This is a genomic window from Gordonia hirsuta DSM 44140 = NBRC 16056 (assembly GCF_000333015.1).
GTDB lineage: Bacteria > Actinomycetota > Actinomycetes > Mycobacteriales > Mycobacteriaceae > Gordonia > Gordonia hirsuta.
The window spans coordinates 24,370-48,591 of sequence record NZ_BANT01000018.1; the positions used below are offsets into that span (position 1 = coordinate 24,370).

The 24,222-nt window shown below is 67.4% G+C and carries 22 protein-coding genes; 9 read left to right on the forward strand and 13 right to left on the reverse strand.

Annotation, left to right across the window (positions count from 1 at the left end; translation table 11 throughout):
• Positions 1 to 32: 32 nt before the first annotated feature.
• Together GOHSU_RS07240 and GOHSU_RS07245 are read right to left on the reverse strand one after the other, a co-directional pair.
• The gene (locus GOHSU_RS07240) at positions 33 to 1,478 is read right to left on the reverse strand and encodes an NlpC/P60 family protein (protein ID WP_005939080.1); all 1,446 of its coding nucleotides are present in this window, start codon (positions 1,476 to 1,478) and stop codon (positions 33 to 35) included.
• Between the two features lie 278 nt (positions 1,479 to 1,756).
• Positions 1,757 to 2,380 (reverse strand): Rv1476 family membrane protein, encoded by a 624-nt coding sequence (locus GOHSU_RS07245; RefSeq protein ID WP_005939082.1) that lies wholly within the window; start codon positions 2,378 to 2,380, stop codon positions 1,757 to 1,759.
• A 302-nt stretch (positions 2,381 to 2,682) separates the two neighbouring features.
• Between GOHSU_RS07245 and acnA the strand changes: the two genes are divergently transcribed.
• Both acnA and GOHSU_RS07255 read left to right on the forward strand, forming a co-directional pair.
• Positions 2,683 to 5,478, forward strand: a complete 2,796-nt coding sequence (gene acnA / locus GOHSU_RS07250; protein ID WP_005939085.1) for an aconitate hydratase AcnA — start codon at positions 2,683 to 2,685, stop codon at positions 5,476 to 5,478.
• 31 nt (positions 5,479 to 5,509) lie between these two features.
• The gene (locus GOHSU_RS07255) at positions 5,510 to 6,085 is read left to right on the forward strand and encodes a TetR/AcrR family transcriptional regulator (RefSeq protein ID WP_005939088.1); all 576 of its coding nucleotides are present in this window, start codon (positions 5,510 to 5,512) and stop codon (positions 6,083 to 6,085) included.
• A gap of 108 nt (positions 6,086 to 6,193) precedes the next feature.
• Here GOHSU_RS07255 and GOHSU_RS07260 read toward each other — a convergent pair whose 3' ends face one another.
• A complete protein-coding gene (locus GOHSU_RS07260; RefSeq protein WP_024332857.1) occupies positions 6,194 to 7,822 on the reverse strand; it encodes an ABC-F family ATP-binding cassette domain-containing protein in 1,629 nt (542 codons plus the stop codon).
• Between the two features lie 117 nt (positions 7,823 to 7,939).
• Between GOHSU_RS07260 and GOHSU_RS07265 the strand changes: the two genes are divergently transcribed.
• Both GOHSU_RS07265 and GOHSU_RS07270 read left to right on the forward strand, forming a co-directional pair.
• Positions 7,940 to 8,713 (forward strand): SDR family oxidoreductase, encoded by a 774-nt coding sequence (locus GOHSU_RS07265; RefSeq protein WP_005939094.1) that lies wholly within the window; start codon positions 7,940 to 7,942, stop codon positions 8,711 to 8,713.
• Positions 8,710 to 9,891, forward strand: coding sequence for a lycopene cyclase family protein (locus tag GOHSU_RS07270; protein ID WP_005939097.1), 1,182 nt, complete (start codon positions 8,710 to 8,712; stop codon positions 9,889 to 9,891). The genes GOHSU_RS07265 and GOHSU_RS07270 overlap by 4 nt, the downstream gene beginning before the upstream one ends.
• A gap of 74 nt (positions 9,892 to 9,965) precedes the next feature.
• On the opposite strand, the gene trxA is transcribed toward GOHSU_RS07270, so the two are convergent.
• The 8 genes from trxA to GOHSU_RS07310 form a co-directional block, all read right to left on the reverse strand.
• On the reverse strand, positions 9,966 to 10,337 hold the full coding sequence (gene trxA / locus GOHSU_RS07275) for a thioredoxin (RefSeq protein ID WP_005939100.1): 372 nt from the start codon (positions 10,335 to 10,337) through the stop codon (positions 9,966 to 9,968).
• Between the two features lie 68 nt (positions 10,338 to 10,405).
• Positions 10,406 to 10,762 (reverse strand): metal-sulfur cluster assembly factor, encoded by a 357-nt coding sequence (locus tag GOHSU_RS07280; RefSeq protein WP_155821025.1) that lies wholly within the window; start codon positions 10,760 to 10,762, stop codon positions 10,406 to 10,408.
• A gap of 57 nt (positions 10,763 to 10,819) precedes the next feature.
• A complete protein-coding gene (gene sufU / locus GOHSU_RS07285; RefSeq protein ID WP_024332858.1) occupies positions 10,820 to 11,254 on the reverse strand; it encodes a Fe-S cluster assembly sulfur transfer protein SufU in 435 nt (144 codons plus the stop codon).
• A gap of 2 nt (positions 11,255 to 11,256) precedes the next feature.
• Positions 11,257 to 12,537: a cysteine desulfurase gene (locus GOHSU_RS07290; protein ID WP_005939109.1), complete on the reverse strand. Its 1,281-nt coding sequence runs from the start codon at positions 12,535 to 12,537 to the stop codon at positions 11,257 to 11,259.
• Positions 12,538 to 12,541: 4 nt separating this feature from the next.
• A complete protein-coding gene (sufC, locus tag GOHSU_RS07295; RefSeq protein WP_024332859.1) occupies positions 12,542 to 13,315 on the reverse strand; it encodes a Fe-S cluster assembly ATPase SufC in 774 nt (257 codons plus the stop codon).
• Positions 13,316 to 13,346: 31 nt separating this feature from the next.
• Positions 13,347 to 14,540 (reverse strand): Fe-S cluster assembly protein SufD, encoded by a 1,194-nt coding sequence (gene sufD / locus GOHSU_RS07300; RefSeq protein ID WP_005939115.1) that lies wholly within the window; start codon positions 14,538 to 14,540, stop codon positions 13,347 to 13,349.
• A complete protein-coding gene (sufB, locus tag GOHSU_RS07305) occupies positions 14,540 to 15,991 on the reverse strand; it encodes a Fe-S cluster assembly protein SufB (RefSeq protein WP_005939117.1) in 1,452 nt (483 codons plus the stop codon). The genes sufD and sufB overlap by 1 nt, the downstream gene beginning before the upstream one ends.
• Complete coding sequence (locus tag GOHSU_RS07310) at positions 15,988 to 16,788, reverse strand: helix-turn-helix transcriptional regulator (protein ID WP_005939119.1); 801 nt, start codon at positions 16,786 to 16,788, stop codon at positions 15,988 to 15,990. Before GOHSU_RS07310 ends, sufB begins: the two co-directional genes overlap by 4 nt.
• A gap of 139 nt (positions 16,789 to 16,927) precedes the next feature.
• Between GOHSU_RS07310 and mptB the strand changes: the two genes are divergently transcribed.
• The 4 genes from mptB to GOHSU_RS07330 are packed head-to-tail and all read left to right on the forward strand — an operon-like array spanning position 16,928 to position 21,473.
• A complete protein-coding gene (gene mptB, locus GOHSU_RS07315; RefSeq protein ID WP_005939122.1) occupies positions 16,928 to 18,688 on the forward strand; it encodes a polyprenol phosphomannose-dependent alpha 1,6 mannosyltransferase MptB in 1,761 nt (586 codons plus the stop codon).
• A gap of 42 nt (positions 18,689 to 18,730) precedes the next feature.
• A complete protein-coding gene (locus tag GOHSU_RS07320) occupies positions 18,731 to 19,690 on the forward strand; it encodes an ABC transporter ATP-binding protein (RefSeq protein ID WP_005939126.1) in 960 nt (319 codons plus the stop codon).
• Positions 19,687 to 20,496, forward strand: coding sequence for an ABC transporter permease (locus GOHSU_RS07325; protein WP_005939128.1), 810 nt, complete (start codon positions 19,687 to 19,689; stop codon positions 20,494 to 20,496). The genes GOHSU_RS07320 and GOHSU_RS07325 overlap by 4 nt, the downstream gene beginning before the upstream one ends.
• Complete coding sequence (locus GOHSU_RS07330; protein WP_005939130.1) at positions 20,493 to 21,473, forward strand: COX15/CtaA family protein; 981 nt, start codon at positions 20,493 to 20,495, stop codon at positions 21,471 to 21,473. Before GOHSU_RS07325 ends, GOHSU_RS07330 begins: the two co-directional genes overlap by 4 nt.
• Before the next feature lie 121 nt (positions 21,474 to 21,594).
• Here the strand turns inward: GOHSU_RS07330 and GOHSU_RS07335 are convergent, their stop codons facing one another.
• Complete coding sequence (locus tag GOHSU_RS07335; protein ID WP_005939131.1) at positions 21,595 to 21,978, reverse strand: hypothetical protein; 384 nt, start codon at positions 21,976 to 21,978, stop codon at positions 21,595 to 21,597.
• A gap of 32 nt (positions 21,979 to 22,010) precedes the next feature.
• Between GOHSU_RS07335 and GOHSU_RS17115 the strand changes: the two genes are divergently transcribed.
• A complete protein-coding gene (locus tag GOHSU_RS17115) occupies positions 22,011 to 23,099 on the forward strand; it encodes a quinone oxidoreductase family protein (RefSeq protein WP_005939133.1) in 1,089 nt (362 codons plus the stop codon).
• 80 nt (positions 23,100 to 23,179) lie between these two features.
• On the opposite strand, the gene GOHSU_RS07345 is transcribed toward GOHSU_RS17115, so the two are convergent.
• Positions 23,180 to 24,166, reverse strand: a complete 987-nt coding sequence (locus GOHSU_RS07345; protein WP_005939134.1) for a heme o synthase — start codon at positions 24,164 to 24,166, stop codon at positions 23,180 to 23,182.
• Positions 24,167 to 24,222: the final 56 nt, after the last annotated feature.

Here is a 24,222-nt window from a genome sequence, read left to right on the forward strand (position 1 = left end):
ACCGGCCCCGCGGCCGGCTGATCCGGACCCGGTCAGGCCAGTCGCACAACTTGGGGCATCGCGCCGTCGGTACGCACCGGCGAGATCTTGACGACGTCACCGGACTGCGGCGCTTCGATCATCGTGCCGTCGCCCAGGTACAACGCCACGTGGGTACTCGCGCTGGGGCCGTAGAAGATCATGTCCCCGCGGACCATCTCCGACAGCGGGAACTTCGGACCGGAGTCGTACTGGTACCCGGTGTAATGGGGCAGGTCGATTCCGATGCCGGCGAAGGCGTAGATCATCAGGCCCGAGCAGTCGAAGCCGATCTTGTTGTAGTCGCCGTGCGCATCGGCCACGCCGCCGTCACGAATGCCCAGGGTGGGACCGTTGGCATCGCCGCCGCCCCAGGCATAGGGCTGGCCCAGCTGTGATTTGGCGCGGTTGATCACCAGCTCGACGGCCTGCGGCCCGCGCAGACCCGGACGGACGGTGCCGCCTCCGCCTCCGAACAGGGCACCCAGGGATCCGTTCCCGAGGCGGGCTAGGGTCCCGCCCTCACCGTTGCTCATCGGCGTGGTGCCGCCGATCCCCAATTCGTCGAGCAATTCCGAGTGCGGGATCTGCTGTTCGCCGAGGATCGCCGCCAGCATCTGGGTACCGGTCTCGACCGCCAGCCGGGCCACGGTCAGTGCGGCTTCGGCCGCGGTGTCGCCGCCGTCGACCTTGTTGGCCGGCAGGTTGCCCAGCACCTCGCCGAGCATCGGGGGCGCCTTGGCTGCGGCGGATTGGCCGCCCTGAGTCTTCTCGAGCTTCTCGATCAGTGCGGCACGCTGGTTCATCAGCTCGCTGCGCTGCGTGCGCTGGTCGGAGACGGCCTTGCGGGCGGTACTGACGGCCTCGATGGCGGCGCTGCGACGATTCTCGGCCCCCTGTGCTGCAGTCGCGGTCTGCTTACGGGTGGCTGTGGTGGCCGCGACGCGGACGTTCTGCTCGCTGCGCGCATGCTCCAGCTTCCGGATGGTTGCGCGCTGCTGCCGGGCCACCTGCTCGACGCTGGTCATCTTGTCGAGCACCTTGGCCGGATCGTCGGCAGAGACGTAATCGGCCATCGATCCGACGCGGTTGTTGCCCTGGCGGCTCACCGAGCGCATGAAAGCGTCGAACTCGGCCTGCGCGGAGGCCACCAGACCTTCGATGCGTTTGAGGTCGGCCTTCGCGGCTTTGTCAGCGGCGGCGGCGACCTGCTGTGCGGCCATCGCGTTCTGGACGTCGACGAGCGCCTTGTTGACGTTCTCCTGTTTGGCGGCGACGTCGTTGGCCAGCTTCGTCAGATTCTGGTCGATGGTGGCGATCTGATTGACCAGCGAGGCCACCGGCGAAGCCGGCTTCGGATCGGCGGCGGCGGTCCCTGCGGTCAGGACCCCTACCAGCGCGATCGCACAGAGAGTGCCTCCCTGCGTCGCTCGACGTGCGTTCTTAGTTGGTCGCTTCAACCGACGTACTCCCTAGCTGTGCGCATTGAGCACCGGAGGACGCACCCGTATCACTGGCCCGTCGGTCCCCTGGAATCTCAAATGTGTCTACTGCACCGTACGTCACATAAGACCCACCAGAAACCCCAGGTCGTGAATTACATCAGCGTGATTACCTGCGAAAATGGATTGAACAGCGCAAAGGCGAAGAGTCCGTGCAGGTTACATTTCCGTAACACCCATACGGGCCGGTGAGGCGACGGGCGACGACGTCTCACCGACGGGGTGGCGCAGGGTTGTCAGTCGGTGCTGGAACCGGCGAGATCGTCGTCCGCGGCGCCGGGCTCGGCGCCGGACTCTTCGGCAGCCGCCTGCCGGTCGTGAGTGTCCTCGCCGCCGGCGGTCTGGGCGGCACCGCGTCGTGCGCGCAGTTGCATCAGCCGAGCGAGCACCGCGCCGATCACCACGACCACGATCAGCGCGATGGTCACCAGCGTCCAGTCCAGGTGAGGTTCGGTGACCCGGTCGTAGATCTGATTGACCGCCACCACCGTCTCGGTGCCGGCCTTCACCTCGGACGTACCGTCTTCGAGCTGGACACGGCTGAATTCACTGGATGCGGTGCCGATGCTGCCCGGGCCCATGACCAGGACCGTTCCGCCCACCTGAGCCTGCAGTTCGGTGGCGATGTCCCGATAGACGGTGAAGGGGCTGTAGCTCTCCTGCAGCACCACCACGTACAGGTCGTGCCCCTGCGCGTCGGCGCGGGCGACCACCTGCTGCAGTTGGGGTGCCTGATCGGCCGGGGCGAATACGCCGGTGCTCTTGAGCTGGGCGACGATGCCGCCGATGTCCAGATCGGACCACTGCACAGTGGTGTCGGCGGGCTTGCCGAGCAGGATGGTGACCGGACCCGGTGTCATGGCGGACTCCTGACGTCTGTGGAGGTATCGAAACGACGGGCGGGACTTCGCTCGTCCGATCGGGCGATGCCGGGTGGGTGTACGCGGCGGATCCGGGCCCACCTTACGGCAGGGCGATGCGCGCGCCGGGGTGTGCCGCGCAGGAAACGCCGATTCCGGCGGGAACCGCTCAACCAGTACGCGCGTACTGCTATGATGTATGGGCAGCAGTCCGCGGGCCCTCAGCCCGTCCGCGACTGCCGTGCTGATTCCCCGCGCCGACGCAGCCCGTCGGCGTTCAGAAACGCGATGAGGAGCACACGTTGAGCAAGGATTCCTACGGCGCCCGCGGCACCCTTGAGGTCGGCGACGCGTCATACGAGATCTTCCGACTCTCGGCCGTACCCGGCTTCGAGAAGCTGCCCTATGCGCTGAAGGTTCTCGCCGAGAACCTGCTGCGCACCGAGGACGGCGCAAACATCACCACCGACCACATCAACGCGCTGGCGAACTGGGATCCCGATGCCCAGCCCAGCGTCGAGATCCAGTTCACCCCGGCCCGCGTGCTGATGCAGGACTTCACCGGCGTTCCGTGCGTGGTGGACCTGGCCACCATGCGCGAGGCCGTGGCCGCACTCGGCGGCGACCCGAACAAGGTCAACCCGCTCTCGCCGGCCGAGATGGTGATCGACCACTCGGTGATCCTGGACGTCTTCGGCCGCGCCGACGCCTTCGAGCGCAACGTCGAGCTGGAGTACCAGCGCAACGGTGAGCGCTACCAGTTCCTGCGCTGGGGCCAGGGCGCCTTCGACGACTTCCGCGTCGTCCCGCCGGGCATGGGCATCGTCCACCAGGTGAACATCGAGCACCTGGCGCGCGTGGTCATGACCCGTAACGGCCAGGCCTACCCCGACACCTGTGTCGGCACCGACTCGCACACCACGATGCAGAACGGCCTGGGTGTCCTGGGCTGGGGCGTCGGCGGTATCGAGGCCGAGGCCGCCATGCTGGGCCAGCCGGTGTCGATGCTGATCCCGCGTGTGGTCGGCTTCAAGCTGTCCGGTGAGATCAAGCCGGGCGTCACCGCTACCGACGTGGTGCTGACCGTGACCGATATGCTGCGCCAGCACGGTGTGGTCGGCAAGTTCGTCGAGTTCTACGGCGCCGGCGTGGCCGAGGTCCCCCTGGCCAACCGCGCAACCCTGGGCAACATGAGCCCGGAGTTCGGCTCGACCTGTGCGATCTTCCCGATCGACGGCGAGACCATCAACTACCTGCGTCTGACCGGCCGGACCGAGGAGCAGCTCGCTCTGGTCGAGGCCTACGCCAAGGAACAGGGCATGTGGCACGACACCGAGAAGGAGCCGCAGTACTCCGAGTACATCGAGCTGGATCTGGGCACCGTCGTTCCGTCGATCGCCGGCCCGAAGCGCCCGCAGGACCGCATTCTGCTCTCGGAGTCGAAGGTGGCCTTCCGCAAGGACATCCACAACTACGTCGAGGAGCACATGCCCGTCGAGCACACGCAACTCGATGAGGCCGTCGAGGAGTCTTTCCCGGCGTCGGATCCGGCGGCGCTGTCCTTCGCCGATGACGGTGCGGTGAACGTCCAGTCCGCCGCCCGCGGTGCCGAAGGCCGGCCGAGTAAGCCGGTGACCGTCACGTCCGACGGCAACTCCTTCGTGCTCGACCACGGTGCCGTCGCCGTTGCGGGCATCACCTCCTGCACCAACACCTCGAACCCGTCGGTGATGATCGGCGCGGGCCTGCTGGCGCGCAACGCCGTCGAGAAGGGCCTGACCTCCAAGCCGTGGGTCAAGACCAACATGGCTCCCGGCTCGCAGGTGGTCTCGGACTACTACGACAAGGCCGGTCTGTGGCCGTACCTGGAGAAGCTCGGCTTCTACCTGGGCGGTTACGGCTGCACCACCTGTATCGGCAACACCGGCCCGCTGCCGGAGGCGATCAGCAAGGCCGTCAACGACGAGGACCTGACCGTCACCGCCGTGCTGTCGGGTAACCGTAACTTCGAGGGTCGTATCTCCCCCGACGTCAAGATGAACTACCTGGCCTCCCCGCCGCTGGTCATCGCCTACGCCCTGGCCGGCACCATGGACTTCGACTTCGAGACCGAGTCCCTGGGCCAGGATTCCGACGGCAACGATGTGTTCCTCAAGGACATCTGGCCGTCGGCGCAGGAGATCGACGACACCATCAAGTCCGCGATCAACGCCGACATGTTCACCAAGTCGTATGCGACGGTGTTCGACGGTGACGAGCGCTGGCAGAGTCTGCAGACCCCCGACGGCGACACCTTCGAGTGGGCCGAGGACTCGACCTACGTCCGCAAGGCGCCCTACTTCGAGGGGATGACGATGGAGCCGGCTCCGGTCACCGACATCACCGGTGCCCGCGTCCTGGCACTGCTGGGCGATTCGGTCACCACCGACCACATCAGCCCGGCCGGCCCGATCAAGCCCGGCACCCCGGCCGCCCAGTACCTGGACAGCCACGGTGTCGCCCGCAAGGACTACAACTCCCTGGGCAGCCGTCGCGGCAACCACGAGGTGATGATCCGCGGTACCTTCGCCAACATCCGTCTGCAGAACCAGCTGCTCGACGGTGTCTCCGGCGGCTACACCCGCGACTTCACCCTCGAGGGCGGTCCGCAGAGCTTCATCTACGACGCCTCACAGAACTACCAGAAGGCCGGCATCCCGCTGGTCGTCCTGGGCGGCAAGGAGTACGGCTCGGGTAGCTCGCGCGACTGGGCCGCCAAGGGCACTCTCCTGCTGGGTGTCAAGGCCGTCATCACCGAATCCTTCGAGCGGATCCACCGCTCGAATCTGATCGGTATGGGTGTGGTTCCGCTGCAGTTCCCCGAGGGCGAGAACGCCAAGACCCTGGGCCTGGACGGCACCGAGGTCTTCGACATCACCGGTCTGGACAAGCTGAACGAGGGTGTCACCCCGGAGACCCTGAAGGTCACCGCCACCAAGGAGAACGGCGACGTCGTCGAGTTCGACGCGGTGGTCCGGATCGACACCCCCGGTGAAGCCGACTACTACCGCAACGGCGGCATTCTGCAGTACGTGCTGCGGAACATGATCAACAGCTGATCACGCCGAACCAGCGATAAGGACAGAAGCGATGCCACGGGTCAGCGATGACCGGCTGGCCGCGCGCCGTCGGGAGATCCTCGACGGCGCGCGGCACTGCTTCGCCGAATACGGTTACGACGGCGCCACGGTGAATCGGCTGGAGGAGGCCACGGGACTGTCCCGCGGCGCGATCTTCCACCACTTCAAAGACAAAGAAGCCCTGTTCCTGGCTCTCGCTCGCGAGGATGCGGAGCGGATGGCCGATGTGGCGGCCCAGGAGGGTCTGGTCCAGGTGATGCGCGATATGCTCGCGCGTCCCCGGGACTTCGACTGGCTGGGCACGCGGTTGGAGATCGTCCGGAAGATCCGCACCGATCCGGCCTTCGCCGCCGCCTGGGAGTCGCACAGCTCCGACCTGGAAGCGGTGACGCTGGCCCGGCTCGAACGCAAGCGGGAGGACGGCAGCCTCCGCAAGGATGTGCCGACCGAGGTGCTGGTCACCTACCTGGACATGGTTCTCGACGGATTGATCACCCGACTGGCGACCGGCCAGTCGACCGACGATCTGCAGGCCGTGCTCGATCTGGTCGAGTATTCGGTCCGGACAGCGAAACAAGCCGGCTGAACAACGAGAGACGCCGCCCCGGCGACCCTGTGTGGTCGCCGGGGCGGCATTCGTCGTTCCGGGTGCCCATAGCGCGGCATCGCCGCCCCGACCGGCGCGGCGGCGAGGTCAGGCCAGCTCGATGATCTCCTGGTAGTCATCGGACCAGTGGTCTTCGGCCCCGTCGGGCAGCAGGATCACCCGCTGCGGATCCAGGGCGGCGGCCGCACCCGGATCGTGGGTCACCAGCACGACGGCGCCGGTGTAGCTGCGCAGGGCGTCGAGGACCTGTTCACGGGAGACCGGATCGAGGTTGTTGGTCGGCTCATCCAGCAGCAGGACGTTCGCCGCCGAGGACACCAGACCGGCCAGCGCCAGCCGGGTCTTCTCACCGCCGGACAGGGTGCCGGCGGGCTGCTCGAGCTGCGGACCGGAGAACATGAACGCACCCAGCAGACCGCGCAGATCCTGCTCCCCCCCATCCGGTGCGGCGTGCCGGATGTTCTCCCACACCGTCGCCGTATCGTCGAGGGTGTCGTGTTCCTGGGCGAAATAGCCGAGTTTGAGTCCGAAGCCGTGTTCGATGGTGCCGGCGTCGGGCTGCTCGGTTCCGGCCAGCAGCCGCAGCAGCGTCGTCTTACCGGCGCCGTTGAGGCCCAGGACCACCACGCGGCTGCCTTTGTCGATGGCCAGATCCACGCCGGTGAAGATCTCCAGCGAGCCGTACACTTTGGTCAGGCCCGATGCCTTCAGCGGCGTCTTACCGCAGGCGGCGGGCTCGGGGAAACGGATCCGCGCGGTCCGGTCGGCCACCCGCTCGTCTTCGAGTTCGTCGATCATCTTCTCGGCGCGCTTGAGCATCTGCTGCGCGGCCGTGGCCTTGGTGGCCTTGGCGCCGAGTTTGGCGGCCTGGGCGCGCAAAGCCCCGGCCTTTTTCTCGGCATTGGCCCGCTCGCGCCGGCGCCGCTGTTCGTCGGTGGCGCGCTGATCCAGGTAGCGCTTCCAATTCATGTTGTAGACATCGGCTTCGCCGCGCACCGCGTCGAGGAACCAGACGCGGTTCACCACATCGGACAGCAGATCCACGTCGTGGCTGATCACCACCAGTCCGCCGTCGTGGTTCAGCAGGAAGGTCCGCAACCAGGAGATCGAGTCGGCGTCGAGGTGGTTGGTCGGCTCGTCCAGCAGCAGCGTGGTGTCGGATTTGCCGGTGCCGTCGGAGGCGGCGAACAGGATTCGGGCCAGCTCGACCCGGCGACGCTGACCGCCGGAGAGGGTCCGCAGCTCCTGCTCGAGGACCCGATCGGGCAGCCCCAGGTTGTTGCAGATCCGGGCGGCTTCACTTTCGGCCAGATAACCGCCGAGGGTGCCGAAACGTTCCTCCAGGCGGGCGTATTTGGCGATGGCCTGATCCCGCCGCCGCTCATCGTCGGTCTCAGCCATGATGGTCTGCTGGCGCGCCATCTGGGCCAGGATCTGATCGAGTCCTCGCGCCGACAGCACCCGGTCCTTGGCCAGGACCGACAGATCACCCTCTTTGGGGTCCTGCGGCAGATAGCCGACCGGGCCGCTGCGCCGGACCGAACCGGCATAGGGTTCGGTCTCCCCCGCCAGAATCCGCAGGCTCGTCGTCTTGCCCGCACCGTTGCGGCCGACCAGCCCGATGCGGTCGCCCGGGGCGATACGCAAGGCGTCACCGGGAGCCGACAGAAGGGTTCGGGCACCCGCTCGAACTTCCAGGTCGGTCGCGGTGATCACGACGAGCCATGCTACCGGCGGTGCGGGTAGCGGAGAAATCGCGACGGGACGCCAGCCGCGTCCCCGATGACCCCGGCGGCGGGCGCGCGGTGTCAGGCATCACGCTAGCCTGAAGTCATGACTGCCAACACCTCCTCGCTGTCCGGAAAATCCGCCCTCATCACCGGCGCCAGCCGCGGTATCGGCCTGGCCATCGCCACCGAACTGGCCGCTCGTGGCGCCGCCGTGACGCTGACCGGCCGCAAGGCCGACGCGTTGGACGAAGCCGCCGATGCGGTTCGCAGTGCCGTCCCCGATGCGGTGGTGACCACCTGCGCCGGCAACACCGGCGAGGCCGAGCACCGCGCGGAGGCGGTCGCCGCGGCCTTGGCCGCCGGCGGGGGCATCGACATCCTGATCAATAACACCGGCATCAACCCCACCTACGGGGCTCTGATGGAAGCGGACCTGGATGCGGTGCGCAAGCTCTTCGACACCAATGTGGTGGCGGCCTTGGGCTACATCCAGGAGGCCTACCGGGCCGGGATGAGCACCAGCGGCGGTGCGGTGATCAACGTCGCCTCGGTCGCGGGGCTGCGCTCGACCGGGATGATCGCCGCCTACGGCGCATCCAAGGCGGCGCTGATCCGGCTGACCGAGGAACTGGCCTGGCAGCTGGGCCCGGAGATCCGGGTCAACGCCGTTGCGCCCGGGATCGTCAAGACGAAGTTCGCTGCCGCCCTGGTCGCCGCGGGTGAGGACCAGGCGGCCGCGGTCTATCCGATGAAACGACTGGGCACACCCAAGGACATCGCCTCGGCGGTGGCCTTCCTGGTCAGTGATGACGCCGCCTGGATCACCGGGGAGACGCTGCGGGTGGACGGCGGTCTGCTGGCGACCGGCGGAATGTGACAGCTCTGCTGGTGGTCGGCGCCGGCCCGGCGGGTCGGGCTCTGGCTCATCGCGGGCTGCGGCACGGGCTGCAGGTGACGATCGTCGACCCCGACCCCGACCGCATCTGGACCGCCACCATCGGGATGTTCGTCGACGACCTGCCGCCGTGGTTACCGACCGAGGTGATCGCGTGTTCGGCACCGGAATTCGTGGTCTACACACCAGCCCGGAGGCAGATCGGCCGAGGCTACTGCGTCCTGGCACCGGCGGAACTGCAACGGGCACTGTCCCTGACCGGTGCCACGGTCGTGCGGTCGCACGTCGAGGAACTGACCTCGCACACGGTGCGGCTGCCCGATGGCAGACTGCTGGCCGCTGATCATGTCGTGGACGCGCGCGGCGGGTACCGCGTCGACACGCGCATACCGCGGCAACGGGCCTCCGGGACCGTGTTCGCCGTCCGGGCAGGCGCGGCCCCGGCAGTGACAGCGGCCCTGTCGTCGGATCGGAGGACGCCCGAATCCGAGCCGCCAGAGCAGATGGTGCTGATGGACTGGCGCGACACCACCGAGGATGATCCGTCGTTCAGCTACCGGGTCGGTCTGGGGGGTGGACGCCGACTGGTGGAGGAGACATGTCTGGCCGGCCGGCCGGCGACGTCGCTGGCGGAGCTGGCCCGGCGGAATCGACGGTGGGGTGCCGATCCGGGGCTTCAGCCGCCCGAAGAGGTGGACTTTCCGCTCTACCTGGATGCGGCACCCTGGCGCCGGTCCGGTACCGCGCCACTGCGGTTCGGGGCGGCAGGTGGACTGATGCACCCGGCGACCGGCTACAGCATCGCCACTGCGCTGCAGTCCGCAGAACACCTGGCCGCAGCGATCGCGGGCGGCGCCGATCCGCATCGGGTGCTCTGGAGCGCGTCGGCGCGGTGGACGCACCGGCTGCGAATGCTCGGGCTAGCGGTTCTGCTGGGATTCGGCGGCCGGGAGCTGAGCCGATTCTTCGATGTCTTCTTCAGCCTTCCGGTCGGTCGGCAGCGAGCGTATCTGAGTCGACGTGACCGCGTCAGCGGCATCGCCGGGGCGATGTGGTCGGTGTTCTGGGGCCTGGACCGGCGCGGGCGACTGCGGCTGATCGGTGCGAGTACGGCTGCCGCGGGCAGACAGCTGGCCGCCGAACGCCGGGCCCGCAGATGAGTCGGGCCCGCAGATGAGTCGACGCCGCCCCCGATCGGATCGGGGGCGGCGTCGCGGGCTGCAGAGTGGTCGGTTCAGCTGTCCTGTTCGGCCTGGGCCTGCGCTTCGGCGATGGCCTTATCGACGTCGAGGGCCTTGACCTGCTCGACGAGCGAATCCAGGGCCTGCGGCGGCAGGGCGCCGGCCTCGTTGTACACCAGATGGCCCTTCTTGAAGACCATCAGGGTCGGGATGGACCGGATCTGGGCGGCTCCGGCCAGCTGCTGTTCGGCTTCGGTGTCGACCTTGCCATAGACGATATCGGTGTTCTGCTCCGACGAGGCTTCGAAGGTCGGGGCGAACTGGCGGCACGGGCCGCACCAGGCCGCCCAGAAGTCCACGAGGACGATGTCGTTCTCGAGGATGGTCTTTTCGAAGGTCTCACCGGTCAATTCGATTGTGCTCATATCATCCTCAACGTGGGGTGCGACGAGATCATTCCCGCCCACTCCATGAATACCCTGCAGACGGGGTACTAAACGGTGAATCCGAGCGCACGAAGCTGTTCGCGGCCGTCATCGGTGATCTTGTCCGGACCCCACGGCGGCAGCCACACCCAGTTGATCTCGACCTCGGTGCACAGCCCACTGTTGACCAGAACGCCGTGGACCTGATCCTCGATCACATCCTGCAACGGGCAGGCGGCCGAGGTGAGCGTCATGTCGATCTTGGCCGCAGCATCCTCCGCCACCTCCAGCCCGTAGACCAGCCCGAGGTCGACGACGTTGATCCCGAGTTCCGGGTCCACCACATCGCGCATGGCCTCTTCGACGTCGTCGACCGTCGGCAACGAGGTCTGCGGCTCGCCGGGAGCCTTGGTCTCTTCTGTCATCGTCTTCTCCATCCGATCGATTCGTTCAGGGGGTTTCGGTTTCCGGGGCGGCCGGACTCAGGCGACCGACTGGGCGAGGGCGTCTTTGAAGGCCATCCACCCCAGCAGTGCGCACTTGACCCGCGCCGGATACTTGCTCACACCGGAGAACGCGATGCCGTCACCGAGGACGTCCTCGTCACCGGGATCGGCGCCTCGGGAGGTGAGCATGGCGTTGTACGACTCCACCGCTGCCAGCGCCTCCTCCAGTTCCAGCCCGACCAACTGGTCGAACAGAACCGAGGTCGACGCCTGCGAGATCGAGCATCCCTGCCCGTCGTAGGAGATGTCGGCCACCGTGCCGCCGTCGACGTGGACGCGCAGGGTGATCTCGTCACCGCACGTCGGGTTGACGTGGTGCACCTGGGCATCGTAGGGCTCGCGCAGCCCGCGCCCGTGCGGGTGCTTGTAATGGTCCAGGATCACGTCCTGGTACATCTGCTCCATTCGCACGGTCAGTCCCCCGTCTTGACGTCGGTGCCGAAGAACTCCTGCGCCCTCACGATCGCCGCGGCCAGCACGTCGATCTCGTCGAACGTGTTGTACAGGGCGAACGAGGCGCGCGCGCTGGCCGCCACGTCCAACCGGCGATGCAGAGGCCAGGCACAGTGGTGCCCCACCCGGATGGCCACACCCTCGTCGTCGAGGACCTGACCCAGGTCATGGGCATGGATTCCGTCGACGACGAACGAGATCGCCGCACCGCGGTCGGTGGCATCGGCCGGGCCTACGAAACGCAGCCCGTCGATCTGCCGGAGCTTGTCCAGCGCGTATTCGACCAGGGCGTGCTCGTGCGCAGCCACGGCATCCATGCCGAGCGCGGCGAGGTATTCCACCGCCGCCCCCAGCCCCACCACCTGCGAGGTCATCGGGACACCCGCCTCGAAACGCTGAGGCGGGGGCGCATACGTCGACCGCTCCATCGTCACCGTCTCGATCATCGACCCACCGGTGAGGAAGGGTGGCAACTGCGACAGCAGTCCGGCCCGGCCGTAGAGCACACCGACGCCGGACGGACCGAGCATCTTGTGGCCGGAGAACGCGGCGAAGTCCACTCCCAGCGTGGCGAAGTCGACGGGCAGGTGGGGCACGGACTGGCAGGCGTCCAGGACGGTGATCGCGCCGACCGCCTGGGCGCGACGGACCAGTTCGGGCACATCGGTCACCGCACCGGTCACATTGGACTGGTGGGTGAAGGCGACGATCTTGACCGTATCGTCCAGTTCCAGCGAGTCCAGATCGATGCGGCCGTCATCGGTGACCGCATACCACCGCAGGGTGGCCCCGGTGCGCCGGCACAACTCCTGCCACGGCACCAGATTGGCGTGATGCTCGAGTTCGGTGACCACGACGGTGTCACCGGGACCCAGCGGCGATCCCCCCAGAACGGCGGCGGCGCGCTCGTCGCCGAGGGCATAGGCCACCAGGTTGAGCGCCTCGGTGGCGTTCTTGGTGAACACGATCTCGTCGATGGCCACACCGACGAAGCCGGCGATCGTCGCGCGCGCGTGCTCGTAGGCGTCGGTCGCCTCCTCTGCCAGCTGATGTGCGCCCCGATGCACGGCGGCGTTGTGGTTCAGCAGGAAGTCGCGTTCGGCATCGAGTACCTGCAGCGGTCGCTGCGATGTGGCACCGGAGTCCAGATAGATCAGCGGACGGTCGTCACGGACGGTGCGTGCCAGGATGGGGAAATCCGCACGCACCGCCGCGAGGTCGAAACCGACGGTGGTAGTCACCGGCTCAGGAGACCGCAGCTGCCGAAGTGAACCGCTCGTAGCCGTTCTCCTCCAGCTCGTCGGCCAGTTCCGGTCCGCCCGATTCGGCGATGCGTCCGTCGACGAAGACGTGCACGAAGTCGGGCTTGATGTAGCGCAGGATCCGCGTGTAGTGCGTGATCAGCAGGATCCCGCCGTGCTCGGACTCGCGGTAGCGGTTGACCCCTTCTGCGACCACGCGCAGGGCGTCGACGTCCAGGCCCGAGTCGGTTTCGTCGAGGACGGCGATCTTCGGCTTGAGCAGCGACAGCTGGAGGATCTCCAGCCGCTTCTTCTCACCGCCGGAGAATCCCTCGTTGACGCTGCGGTCGGCGAAGGAGGGGTCGACCTCCAGCGCGGCCATCGCCTCGCGGTTCTCCTTGACCCAGTGGCGCAGCTTCGGCGCCTCGCCGCGCACCGCGGTGACCGCGCTGCGCAGGAAGTTCGACGTCGACACCCCGGGCACCTCGACCGGGTACTGCATGGCCAGGAACAGGCCGGCCCGTGCGCGCTCGTCGACGCTCATCGCCAGGACGTCTTCACCGTCGAGGGTGATCGAACCCCGGGTGACCTCGTACTTGGGGTGCCCGGCGATCGCGTAGGCCAGGGTGGACTTGCCCGAGCCGTTGGGGCCCATGATGGCGTGGGTCTGTTCGGAGTCGATCGCCAGGTTCACCCCTTTGAGGATGTGGATCGGCTCGGCGGTGGGGTCCTCCTGTGCGACATCGACGTGCAGGTCGCGGATTTCCAGCGTGCTCATGTGTCTCTTTCTTGTGGCTGTGGGGCGGCGCTCAGGCGCCGGCGGATTCGAGTTCGGCTTCGACGGCGGCTTCCAGGCGTTCGCGCAGTTCCGGGACGGCGATCTTGGCGAGGATCTCACCGAAGAAGCCGCGGACCACCAGGCGGCGCGCCTGGTCTTCGGGAATACCGCGGGACTGCAGGTAGAACAGCTGCTCGTCATCGAAACGCCCGGTGGCGCTGGCGTGGCCGGCGCCGACGATCTCGCCGGTCTCGATCTCCAGGTTCGGGACCGAGTCGGCGCGCGCGTTGTCGGTGAGCACCAGGTTGCGGTTGAGCTCGTAGGTGTCGGTGCCTTCGGCACTGGGACGGATCAGGACATCGCCGATCCAGACCGTGCGGGCCTCCCCGCGCTTATCGCCGGAGACATCGCCCTGCAGGGCGCCCTTGTAGACCACATGTGAGCGGCAGTGCGGCGCCGAGTGATCGACCAGCAGGCGCTGTTCCAGGTGCTGGCCGGCGTCGGCGAAGTACAGGCCGAGCAGTTCGGCGTCGCCGCCGGGGGCCCGGTACTGCACGCGCGGCGAGATCCGGACGGTGTCCCCGCCCAGGCTGATCGCGAAGTGCCGCAGTGCCGCGTCGCGGCCCAGCGAGAGGTGGTGGGCGCTCACGTGCACCGCATCGTCGTCCCAGTCGTGGACGTTGATGACCGTCAGATGGGCGCTGTCGTCGACGATGATCTCGACGTTCTCGCCGATGATGCCGCCGCCACGCTGATCCAGGACCACGGTCGCATTGGCGAAGGCCTTGGCGTGGATCTGCAGGTGCGAGTAAGCGACCTGGCCGGCGCCGGGGCCGGTCATGGTCAGCAGGACAGGTTCGGTGACCTGTGCCTCGCCGGCGATCGTCACCACGGTGGCCTCAGCGAACGAGGAGAAGGCCTGTGCGGCGACGCGATCGAAGGGCTCGCCGCCGGAACCGAGACGCGCATCGCCGCGGTCGACGGTCTCGACCTGGACGCCATCGCCGACTCCTTCGACCGTGACCGTTGTGGTCGAGGTGCGAGCGGCGGTGCCGTCGTGCAGTCCACGCAGACGCCGGAACGGTGTGAACCGCCAGGCCTCCTCGCGCTGACCGGGGACCTCGAAGGCGTCGACGTCGAACGAGGTAAACAGCTCGCCCTTGTTGACCACCGGCGTGACCGGGGCGTTGGTATCGGGATTGTTGCTCTTCTGAGCGGCGGTCATCAGCCGACCGATCCTTCCATCTGCAGCTCGATGAGCCGGTTGAGTTCCAGTGCGTATTCCATCGGCAGTTCCTTGGCGATCGGCTCGACGAAGCCGCGCACCACCATGGCCATCGCTTCTTCCTCGGTGAGCCCGCGGCTCATCAGGTAGAAGATCTGGTCGTCGCTGACCTTGGAGACGGTGGCCTCGTGGCCCATGGTCACGTCGTCCTCGCGGATGTCGACGTAGGGGTAGGTGTCACTGCGGCTGATCTGGTCGACCAGCAGGGCATCGCATTCGACGGTCGAGCGGCTGCCGTGGGCCCCGGGGTTGATCTTGATCAGCCCGCGGTACGACGAGCGGCCACCCCCGCGTGCCACCGACTTACTGACGATGTTGCTCGAGGTGTTCGGTGCCAAATGGACCATCTTGGAGCCGGTGTCCTGGTGCTGCCCGGCGCCGGCGAAGGCGACCGAGAGGACCTCGCCCTTAGCGTGCTCACCGGTGAGCCAGACGGCTGGGTACTTCATGGTGACCTTGGAGCCGATGTTGCCGTCGACCCACTCCATCGTGGCGCCCTCTTCGGCCTTGGCGCGCTTGGTGACCAGGTTGTAGACGTTGTTCGACCAGTTCTGGATGGTCGTGTAGCGGCAGCGGCCGCCCTTCTTCACGATGATCTCCACGACCGCCGAGTGCAGCGAATCGGACTTGTAGATCGGCGCGGTGCAGCCCTCGACGTAGTGCACGTAGGCGTCCTCGTCGACGATGATGAGCGTGCGCTCGAACTGGCCCATGTTCTCGGTGTTGATACGGAAGTAGGCCTGCAGCGGGATGTCGACGTGCACGCCCGGGGGGACGTAGACGAACGAGCCGCCCGACCAGACCGAGGTGTTCAGGGCCGAGAACTTGTTGTCGCCGGCGGGGATGACGCTGCCGAAGTACTCCTGGAAGATCTCCGGGTGCTCGCGCAGACCGGTGTCGGTGTCGAGGAAGATGACACCCTTCTCCTCCAGGTCCTCCCGGATCTGGTGGTAGACCACTTCGGACTCGTACTGGGCGGCAACACCGGCGACCAGGCGCTGCTTCTCCGCTTCGGGGATGCCCAGGCGGTCGTAGGTGTTCTTGATGTCCTCGGGCAGGTCTTCCCAGGACTGGGCCTGCTTCTCGGTCGAGCGGACGAAGTACTTGATGTTGTCGAAGTCGATGCCGTTCAGATCGGCACCCCAGCCGGGCATGGGCTGGCGCTCGAAGATACGCAGGGCCTTGAGCCGCTGGTTGAGCATCCATTCGGGCTCGTCCTTCTTGGCTGAGATGTCGCGCACGACGGCTTCGGACAGTCCGCGCCGGGCCGAAGCGCCGGCATCGTCACTGTCGGACCAGCCGTAGCCGTACCGATCGAAGGACGCGATGGTCTCTTCCTGGGACAGCGGGGCCGGCGCGACGGTGGTCGCGGCGGGGTCAGTGACCGTCATTGTGTGGCCTTTCGGTCGAGGGTGGGAGCTGAGCTGGACGGGTTGGTCTTCGAAGCGTGCGGGGAAGCCGGCTGACCACCGGGGGGCGGCGCCAGCTCCAGCAATCGCCCGGAATCCGGCGGCGGGTGCAGCGGGACATGGGTCGTGCAGACGCAGTCGCCGTTGGCGATGGTCGCCAGGCGCTGGACGTGCGTGCCGAGCAGTTCGGTGAACCGTTCGGTCTCGGCCTCGCACAGTTCGGGGAATTCCGTGGCGACGTGGGCTACCGGGCAGTGATGCTGGCAGATCTGCACACCGCTGCCGGCCTTGCGGACGCTGGCCGAGTAGCCGGCGCTGGTCAGCGCATCGGCGATCTGGTGGACGGTGGCGACCGGATCGTCGCCCTCGGCGACCGGTGTCACGCCCTCGATGATGCCGTCGATGCGGTCCCGGGCGAAGTCCTCAACCGCGGGCTGACCGCCGATGTCGCGCAGCTTACGCAGTGCCGCGCCGGCGAGATCGTCGTAGGCGTGACGAAGCTTTCCGCGACCGCTCGGAGTCAGCTGGAACCACTTGGCCGGCCGTCCCCGTCCCCGCCGGCCGAAACCGGGTGCGGCGGTCTCCACGTCTCCGGCGCCGGTCAGAATGTCGAGGTGGCGACGGACTCCGGCTGCGCTGATGCCGAGGCGTTCAGCGATATCCGACGCCGTCAGCGGGCCCTCATCGACGAGCAGGGATACGACGGCGCTGCGGGTCTGGCCGTCGGGGCCGGTCCCTTCCGCCTGCTGCTCGCTGAGCAGCGCATTCGTGTCCTCCATGCTTTTCACAACAATATTGTGACTTAATTATTCCCCGCCTTCCACCAAGGGTCACCTAAGCGACGGTCCTGTGCGGGTCCGGCGACACCGGGGGCATGAGGGAGAAGAATCCGGGCGCCGATGCCCTAGAGTCGGACGGGTGCCGAACGTTCCCGGAGTGCGCGCTGCGCTCGACCATCTCGGTCTCTCGCGCCCCTCACGCAGCGCAGATATCGATGCGACCGGTGACTACGGCGTCATGCTGGCACGGCTGCACGGCGAAGAGACGCGCGAAGTCGGTCCACTCAATCCACTGGAGCGCCTGCGGATGCGTCGCATCCGGCTCTTCGGCACCACCGGCGCCGTTCTGGTTCTGATCGGGTCGCTGGGCACCGGGATGATGCCGGTGCTGCAGAATCCGGTCACCGGCATGCGGGTTCTGTCGCTGCCGGCCCGGATGTTCTCGACGGCGCTGACCATCTCCATCGCCGGGACGATGATGCTGGTGGTCGCGTGGGTGCTCATCGGCCGCTATGCGATCGGGCGTTATTCGGTCGAAGTCGCCGAGAACCGGAGTCCGGCCCGGCGGATGAGTCGGGCGCAGGCCGACCGCACGCTGCTGATGTGGATCCTGCCGTTGCTGTTCGCTCCCCCGCTGCTGAGCAAGGACGTCTACTCCTATCTGGCCCAGAGCGCGATCGCTTTCCGCGGGATGGACCCCTATACCTACAGTCCGATGCGCGGGCTGGGGGTGGACCACCCGTTGGCACTGTCGGTGCCGAACCTGTGGAAGGACACCCCGGCGCCGTACGGTCCCCTGTTCCTGTGGATCGGTGAGCAGATCACCCGGGTTACCGGCGAGAACATCCCGGTGGCCATCGGCCTGCACCGTCTGGTCGCCCTGGCGGGTGTGGCGATGATCATCTGGGCGCTGCCGCGGCTGGCCCGGCGCTGCGGGGTGTCGTCGGTGGCCGCGCTGTGGCTGGGGGCGATGAACCCACTGCTGATCCTGCATCTGGTCGGCGGTATCCACAACGAGGCCCTGATGATCGGCATGATGCTGGTCGGAGTCGAATGGTGCTTCCGGGCTATCTACGGCCTGAACAGTCTGTGGGACGGACTGCTGCCCACCAAGGCCGGTTGGCTCCTGGTCGCCGGCGTCGCCATGATCGCGGCCTCGTCGATGATCAAGGTCGCCTCGCTACTGGCACTGGGCTTCGTGGGGATCGCCCTGTCCCGTCGCTGGGGAGCCACCCTGCCGGCGCTGCGCAACGCACCGCTGCGCCAGTGGTGGGCGCGATCGCGGGCTACGGTGTTCGCGCTGACCCGGTCGGCGCTGCTGACCGGCACGGTGATGGTGGCGGTGGTGGTCGCGATCTGCCTGGGCACCGGGCTGGGTTTCGGCTGGACCTCGACCCTGTCCACCGGGGGAATCGTGCGTTCCTGGATGTCGATGCCGACTCTGCTGGGTGTGGTCGCCGGGCGGATCGGACTCTGGTTGGGACTGGGTGAGCAGACCGACGCGATCCTGGAGATCGCGCGGCCCATCGGTCAGCTGATCGCCGGACTGTTCGTCGTGCGGTGGCTACTGGCCTGTCTGTCCGGGCGTATCCATCCCCTCGGCGGTCTCGGTATCGCGATGGCGACGTTCGTGCTGTTCTTTCCGTTCGTCCAGGCCTGGTATCTGCTGTGGGCCATCATCCCGCTGGCCGCCTGGGCCACCACCCGCTGGTTCCGCGTCGGCACGGTGATCGTGTCCGGGATCATCGCCGTGGTGGTGATGCCGACCAGTTCGGACACCCCGCCGATGGTCGTGGCGCAGGGCCTGGCCACCGGACTGGTGGTGACCCTGATCACCAGCGTGTTCTTCTTCCTGGATCACCCCACGCGGCGCTGGCTGCGCAGCCGCCGTCGGGCCTGACCCGGGTGGGCCCGGGCGGGCGCGGGGGCTTAGGCTGACAGGGTGAACCCGACCCCGGAGACCTCCCCCGCCGTCGCGGTCACCGGACTGGTGAAGCGCTTCGGCCCGGTCACCGCCGTCGACGGCCTAGATCTGCGACTCGAACGAGGTTCGATCCTGGCGTTGTTGGGTCCCAACGGTGCCGGAAAGACCACGACCGTGGAGATCTGCGAAGGATTCCAGCGACCCGATGCCGGCCAGGTCCGCGTTCTGGGCCTGGACCCGATCGCCGACAACGACCAGCTCCGGTCCCGGATCGGAGTGATGCTGCAGGGCGGTGGCGCCTATCCGGGAGCCAAAGCCGCTGAGATGCTGCGCCTGTGCGCCGCCTACTGCGCCGATCCGATCGACCCGGAGTGGCTCCTGCAGGTGCTGGGTCTGACCGATTGCGCCGGCACACCGTACCGGCGGCTCTCCGGCGGTCAGCAGCAGCGCCTGGCGTTGGCCTGTGCGCTCGTCGGGCGGCCCGAACTTGTCTTCCTCGATGAGCCCACCGCTGGACTGGACGCCCACGCACGCATTCTGGTGTGGGAACTGATCGATCGTCTGCGCCGGGACGGGGTCGCCGTCCTGTTGACCACACATCTGCTCGACGAGGCCGAGGCCCTGGCCGATCAGATCGTGATCATCGATCACGGTCGCGTCGTGGCCTCGGGCACCGCAGCCGATCTGACCGGCGGACGCACACAGGATCGCCTCCGTCTGGTGACCGCCGCTCCGATCGACACCGCGGCGCTGGCCGCCGAGCTGGGCACCGGCCACCGATGCGAACCCGGGGTCTCGGCGCAGAGCTATCATATCACCGGACCGGTAAACCCCCACCTGGTCGCGAAGATCGCTGCCTGGTGCCGCGACCGCGACGTTCTGGCCACCGAGATCTCGGTGGCACAGCAAAGCCTGGAGGAAGTGTTCCTGAGTCTGACCGGCGCCGGTTTCGGCGAGCCTGCGGAGGTAGGACGATGAGTAGTTCCCGACCGGCCGGCACCAACCGGTTCGCACCCGGAACCTTCACCCCGGCGCCCGAGCCGGCTCCCCTGAGCCGCATGCTGGCGGCGCAGACCCGCATGGAACTGACTCTGCTGCTGCGCAACGGCGAGCAGTTGCTGCTGACCCTGTTCATCCCGATCACGCTGCTGATCGGGGTGTGTCTGCTGCCGATCAGCGTGGACTCCGGCGACACTCCGGCTGCGCGCGCCGATGCCTTCCTGCCGGCGATCGTCGCGGTGGCGGTGATGGCGACCGCTTTCACCGGGCAGGCCATCGCCGTCGGTTTCGACCGCCGCTACGGTGCCCTCAAACGGCTCGGGGCCACCGCGATCCCCCGCTGGGGAATCATCGCCGGCAAGTCCTGCGCCGTAGTCGTCGTGGTGATTCTGCAATCGGTGATCCTGGGTGCGATCGCCTTCGCCTACGGCTGGCGCCCATCGGTCCTGGGCCTGGTGATCGGTGCCTTCGTCATCGCCCTGGGCACCATCGCCTTCGCGACGCTGGGGCTGCTGCTGGGCGGTACCGGCAAGGCGGAGGTGGTTCTGGCTCTGGCGAACCTGATCTGGTTCGTGCTGCTGGCCTTCGCCGGGCTGGTGGTCTACCAGGACAGTCTGCCCGGCGCGGCCGGCTGGCTGGTGCGCTGCTCGCCCTCGGGGGCGCTGACCGAGGCGCTGGCCCGGGCCAGCCAGGACCAGGCCGTCGCCGGAGTCAGTCTCGTCGTTCTTCTCGTCTGGGCCGTCGTCGGCGGTATCGGAGCAGTCAGGTGGTTCAAGTTCGAATGAGCAGTTCATCGTCGCTCGGCACCGGTTCCCGCTGGCTCGGCTTCCGCACCCCCTCCCTTCGTTTCCTGCACGGCTGGGCGATCGCCGATCTGGCCGCCAACATCCTGCTGGTGGTGACCGGCGGTGCGGTCCGGGTCACCGGCTCCGGGCTGGGCTGCCCCACGTGGCCGCAATGCGGTGACGGCAAGTACACCCCACCGATGAGCTACCACGGGGTGATCGAATTCGGAAACCGCATGCTGACCTGGCTCCTGGTAGCGATCGCCGTGGCCACCTGGATCGCCGCGATGCGCTACCGCCCGGTCGATCGCATCTCGCGCAGACTGGCCACCTGGGTGGCGCTGGGCATCCCGCTGCAGGCCGTCATCGGCGGCATCACGGTCCTGACCAAACTCAATCCGTGGGTGGTGGCCTTCCACTTCCTGCTGACCATGGTGATCATCTCGCTGGCCACCTGGCTGGTCTACCGCACCCGCTCCGGCGGCACTGCCGATCCGGCCCCCATCCCCCGGGATTCGGTGATCACCCGGCTATCGATCGTCCTGGCGCTCACCGTCTACGTGATCACCTGGATCACGATCTATCTGGGCACGGTGGTCACCGGATCGGGTCCGCACTCAGGTGATGAGAACTCCCATCGCAACGGATTGCAGCCGACCCAGGCGACACAGCTGCACGTCGATGCCGTCTGGTCGCTGGTGGGCTTGAGTTTCGCGATCCTGCTCCTGGCGGTGATCGCACGGCTGGCGATGCGCCGGGCCACCTACTGGTTCGGCGGACTGCTGGTGCTGCAGGGGGTCGTGGGTTACGTGCAGTACGCCAGCGGTCTGCCGATCCTGCTGGTGCTCATCCACATGCTGGTCAGCGCGCTGCTGATGGTCGGTGCGACACTGCTGGTACTGCACGCCTACCGGGCACCCAAGACGGCCGATTTGCACGACGGCGACCCGGAACCGGCCGTGCCCGCCGCCTCCTGAGGCGCCGACCTCTGGCGGTGCGCACGGTCCGATGCCCCCGCCGTCCGACCAAGGAACAACGAGGCAGAGACGAAAAGACCGGCCCGCCGGCAGCTGCCGCCGGGCCGGTCTTTTCGACCAGTCAGCCCCGGTAGTCGACGATCTTGCGGTTGCGCGGCTTGGGGAAGTACTTCTGGTGCGCGACCCAGCCGGCCATCTTGCGCCAATGGCTGGGGGTGATGGTCGCCTTGTTGGTCAGTTCGCGATCCCACTCCTCGGCGAGCTCCAGACCCTCGATCTGCCCGACGACATCCTTCGCCACCGCCAGCGAGGGGACCATCCGGTCACCGAGAATCCCGTTCTTCTCCCCGATCAGCGTGATCCGCACTCCGGCGGCGCCGACCGGCTGCAAGATGGCCCTGGCCGCGCCGTCTTCGGAGGCGACGTACTTGCGGATCGAGTCGACCACGCCGAATGCGGCTTTGGTGGATTCCGGGGCGGGCTGCGTGACAGTCTCATCGCTCATGCCCTCATGATAGCCGCGTGTCACACTGAGGCATGCGCGCGATCACTGTGACGTCCACCGGAGGACCCGATGTCCTGACCCCGGCGGCGGTTGCCGATCCGCAACCGGGCCCCGGTCAGCTGCTCGTGCGGGTGCGGGCTGCGGGTGTCAACTTCATCGATACCTATTTCCGGGGCGGCCTCTATCCGATCTCGGTACCGTATATCCCCGGGTCCGAGGGGGCCGGTGAGGTTATTGCGGTCGGTCCCGATGTCCCCGCCGACAGAATCGGTCAGCGTGTGGCCTGGTGCGATGCGCCCGGTAGTTACGCCGAACTGGTTGTGGTCGGCGCGGACCGGGCCGTCCGCGTTCCCGATGACGTCTCCGATGAGGTCGCCGGATCGTCACTGTTGCGCGGCCTCACCGCCCACTACCTGCTCGACCCGTCGACAGGCCCCCGCGCAGACGGCTCGTACGCAGACGGGCCGCAATCAGACGGGGTGCAATCAGGCGGTTGCCAATCGGACGGGACCCGGTCCGCTCGCCGGTCTCCGGTCCCGGTCGCAGAGCTGAACGGTCTGCGCGCCGGCGATGCGATCCTGCTGCACGCCGGGGCCGGCGGCGTCGGGCTGATCCTGACTCAACTGGCTGCCGCCCAGGGACTGCGCGTCATCACGACCGTCTCGACCGATGATAAAGAGGCGCTGTCCCGGCAGGCAGGCGCCGACCAGGTGCTGCGGTACGACGAGGATGTGCCGGGCCGCGTCCGTGAACTCACCGACGGCATCGGCGTGCCGATCGTCTACGACGGCGTCGGCCGGAGCACCTTCGAGCAGTCTCTGATGTCGACGGCCGTACGGGGCCGCGTGGTGCTGTACGGCGCCGCCAGCGGACCGGTGCCACCGTTCGATCTGCAGCGTCTCAATCCGCTGGGTTCGCTGTCGGTGACCCGGCCGACCCTGGCCGACTTCATCGCCGATCCGGCCGAATTCGCCTGGCGGGCCGGCGACTACCTCGGGGCGGTCGCCGCGGGACGAGTGCAGGTGCGCGTCGGGCAGCGCTATCGCCTGGCCGAGGCCGTCCAGGCGCACCGGGATCTGGAGGGGCGCAGAACCAGCGGGACCACGGTACTGATCCCGTAGATCAGCTCCACTGAACAGCTGAGAGGGCGCAGGCTTGAGCGGTCGGCAGCCCCGCAGCTGGCAGCCGAGGAACCGGAAGCTTAGAAGTAGGACACCAGCGTCGGCAGATCAAAGACCGCATCGACGGCCAGACCGCAGAACAGCAGGGCCAGGTATTCGTTGGAGACCAGGAAGATCTTGAGCGGCCGGACCTCGACGCCCCGCCGGGTCTCGATGTAGAGACGGGTCACGTACCAGATGAACCATGCGCCCGAACCGACCGCGACGGTCAGGTAGACCCAACTGGTCACCGGGATCAGGAACAGGGAGGTCAGTACCGTCAGCCAGGTGTAGATCAGCATCTGCCGCGTCACCTGCTCGGGCGTAGCGACCACCGGCAGCATCGGGACACCTGCGGCGGCATAGTCGTCGCGGTAGCGCCAGGCCAGCGCCCAGGTGTGCGGCGGCGTCCAGAAGAAGACCACCAGGAACAGGACGAAGGGCTGCCAGCTCAGCGTATGGGTGACCGCCGCCCAGCCGATCAGCGCCGGCATGCAGCCCGCAGCTCCGCCCCAGATCACGTTCTGCCAGGTGCGCCGCTTGAGGATCAGCGTGTAGACGAAGACATAGAAGCCGATGGTGATCATCACCAGGATCGACGGCAGGAATGATCGCTCGCCCGCGGCATTGGCTGTGCCGTAATACAGGGTCACGAACGACGCGGCAGCCAGCACGAGCCCGAAGATCAACACATTGCGCACCGGAACCGCATGACGGGCGAGCGGTCGGCGCTGCGTACGCTTCATCTTCTGGTCGATATCGGCGTCGGCGACCATGTTGAGGCTGTTGGCACTGGCCGCACCCATCCAGCCGCCGATGACGGTGATCAGGATCAAGCCGATGCTCACATGCCCACGGTCGGCCTGCAGCATCACGGGAATCGTCGAGACCAGCAACAACTCGATGACCCGGGGTTTGGTCAGCGCGATATACGCCAGCACCTTCGCTTTGACGCGGGCCGGCCACGAGGACGGGGTCGTGCCGGTGTCCGGCTCGGAGGTATGGCTGGCGGAAGCGCTCGAATTCACGCTTGCCCCAATTTTCAACGCCGACTCCTGATTTGCTGCGGTGAACTGTTCGTGTC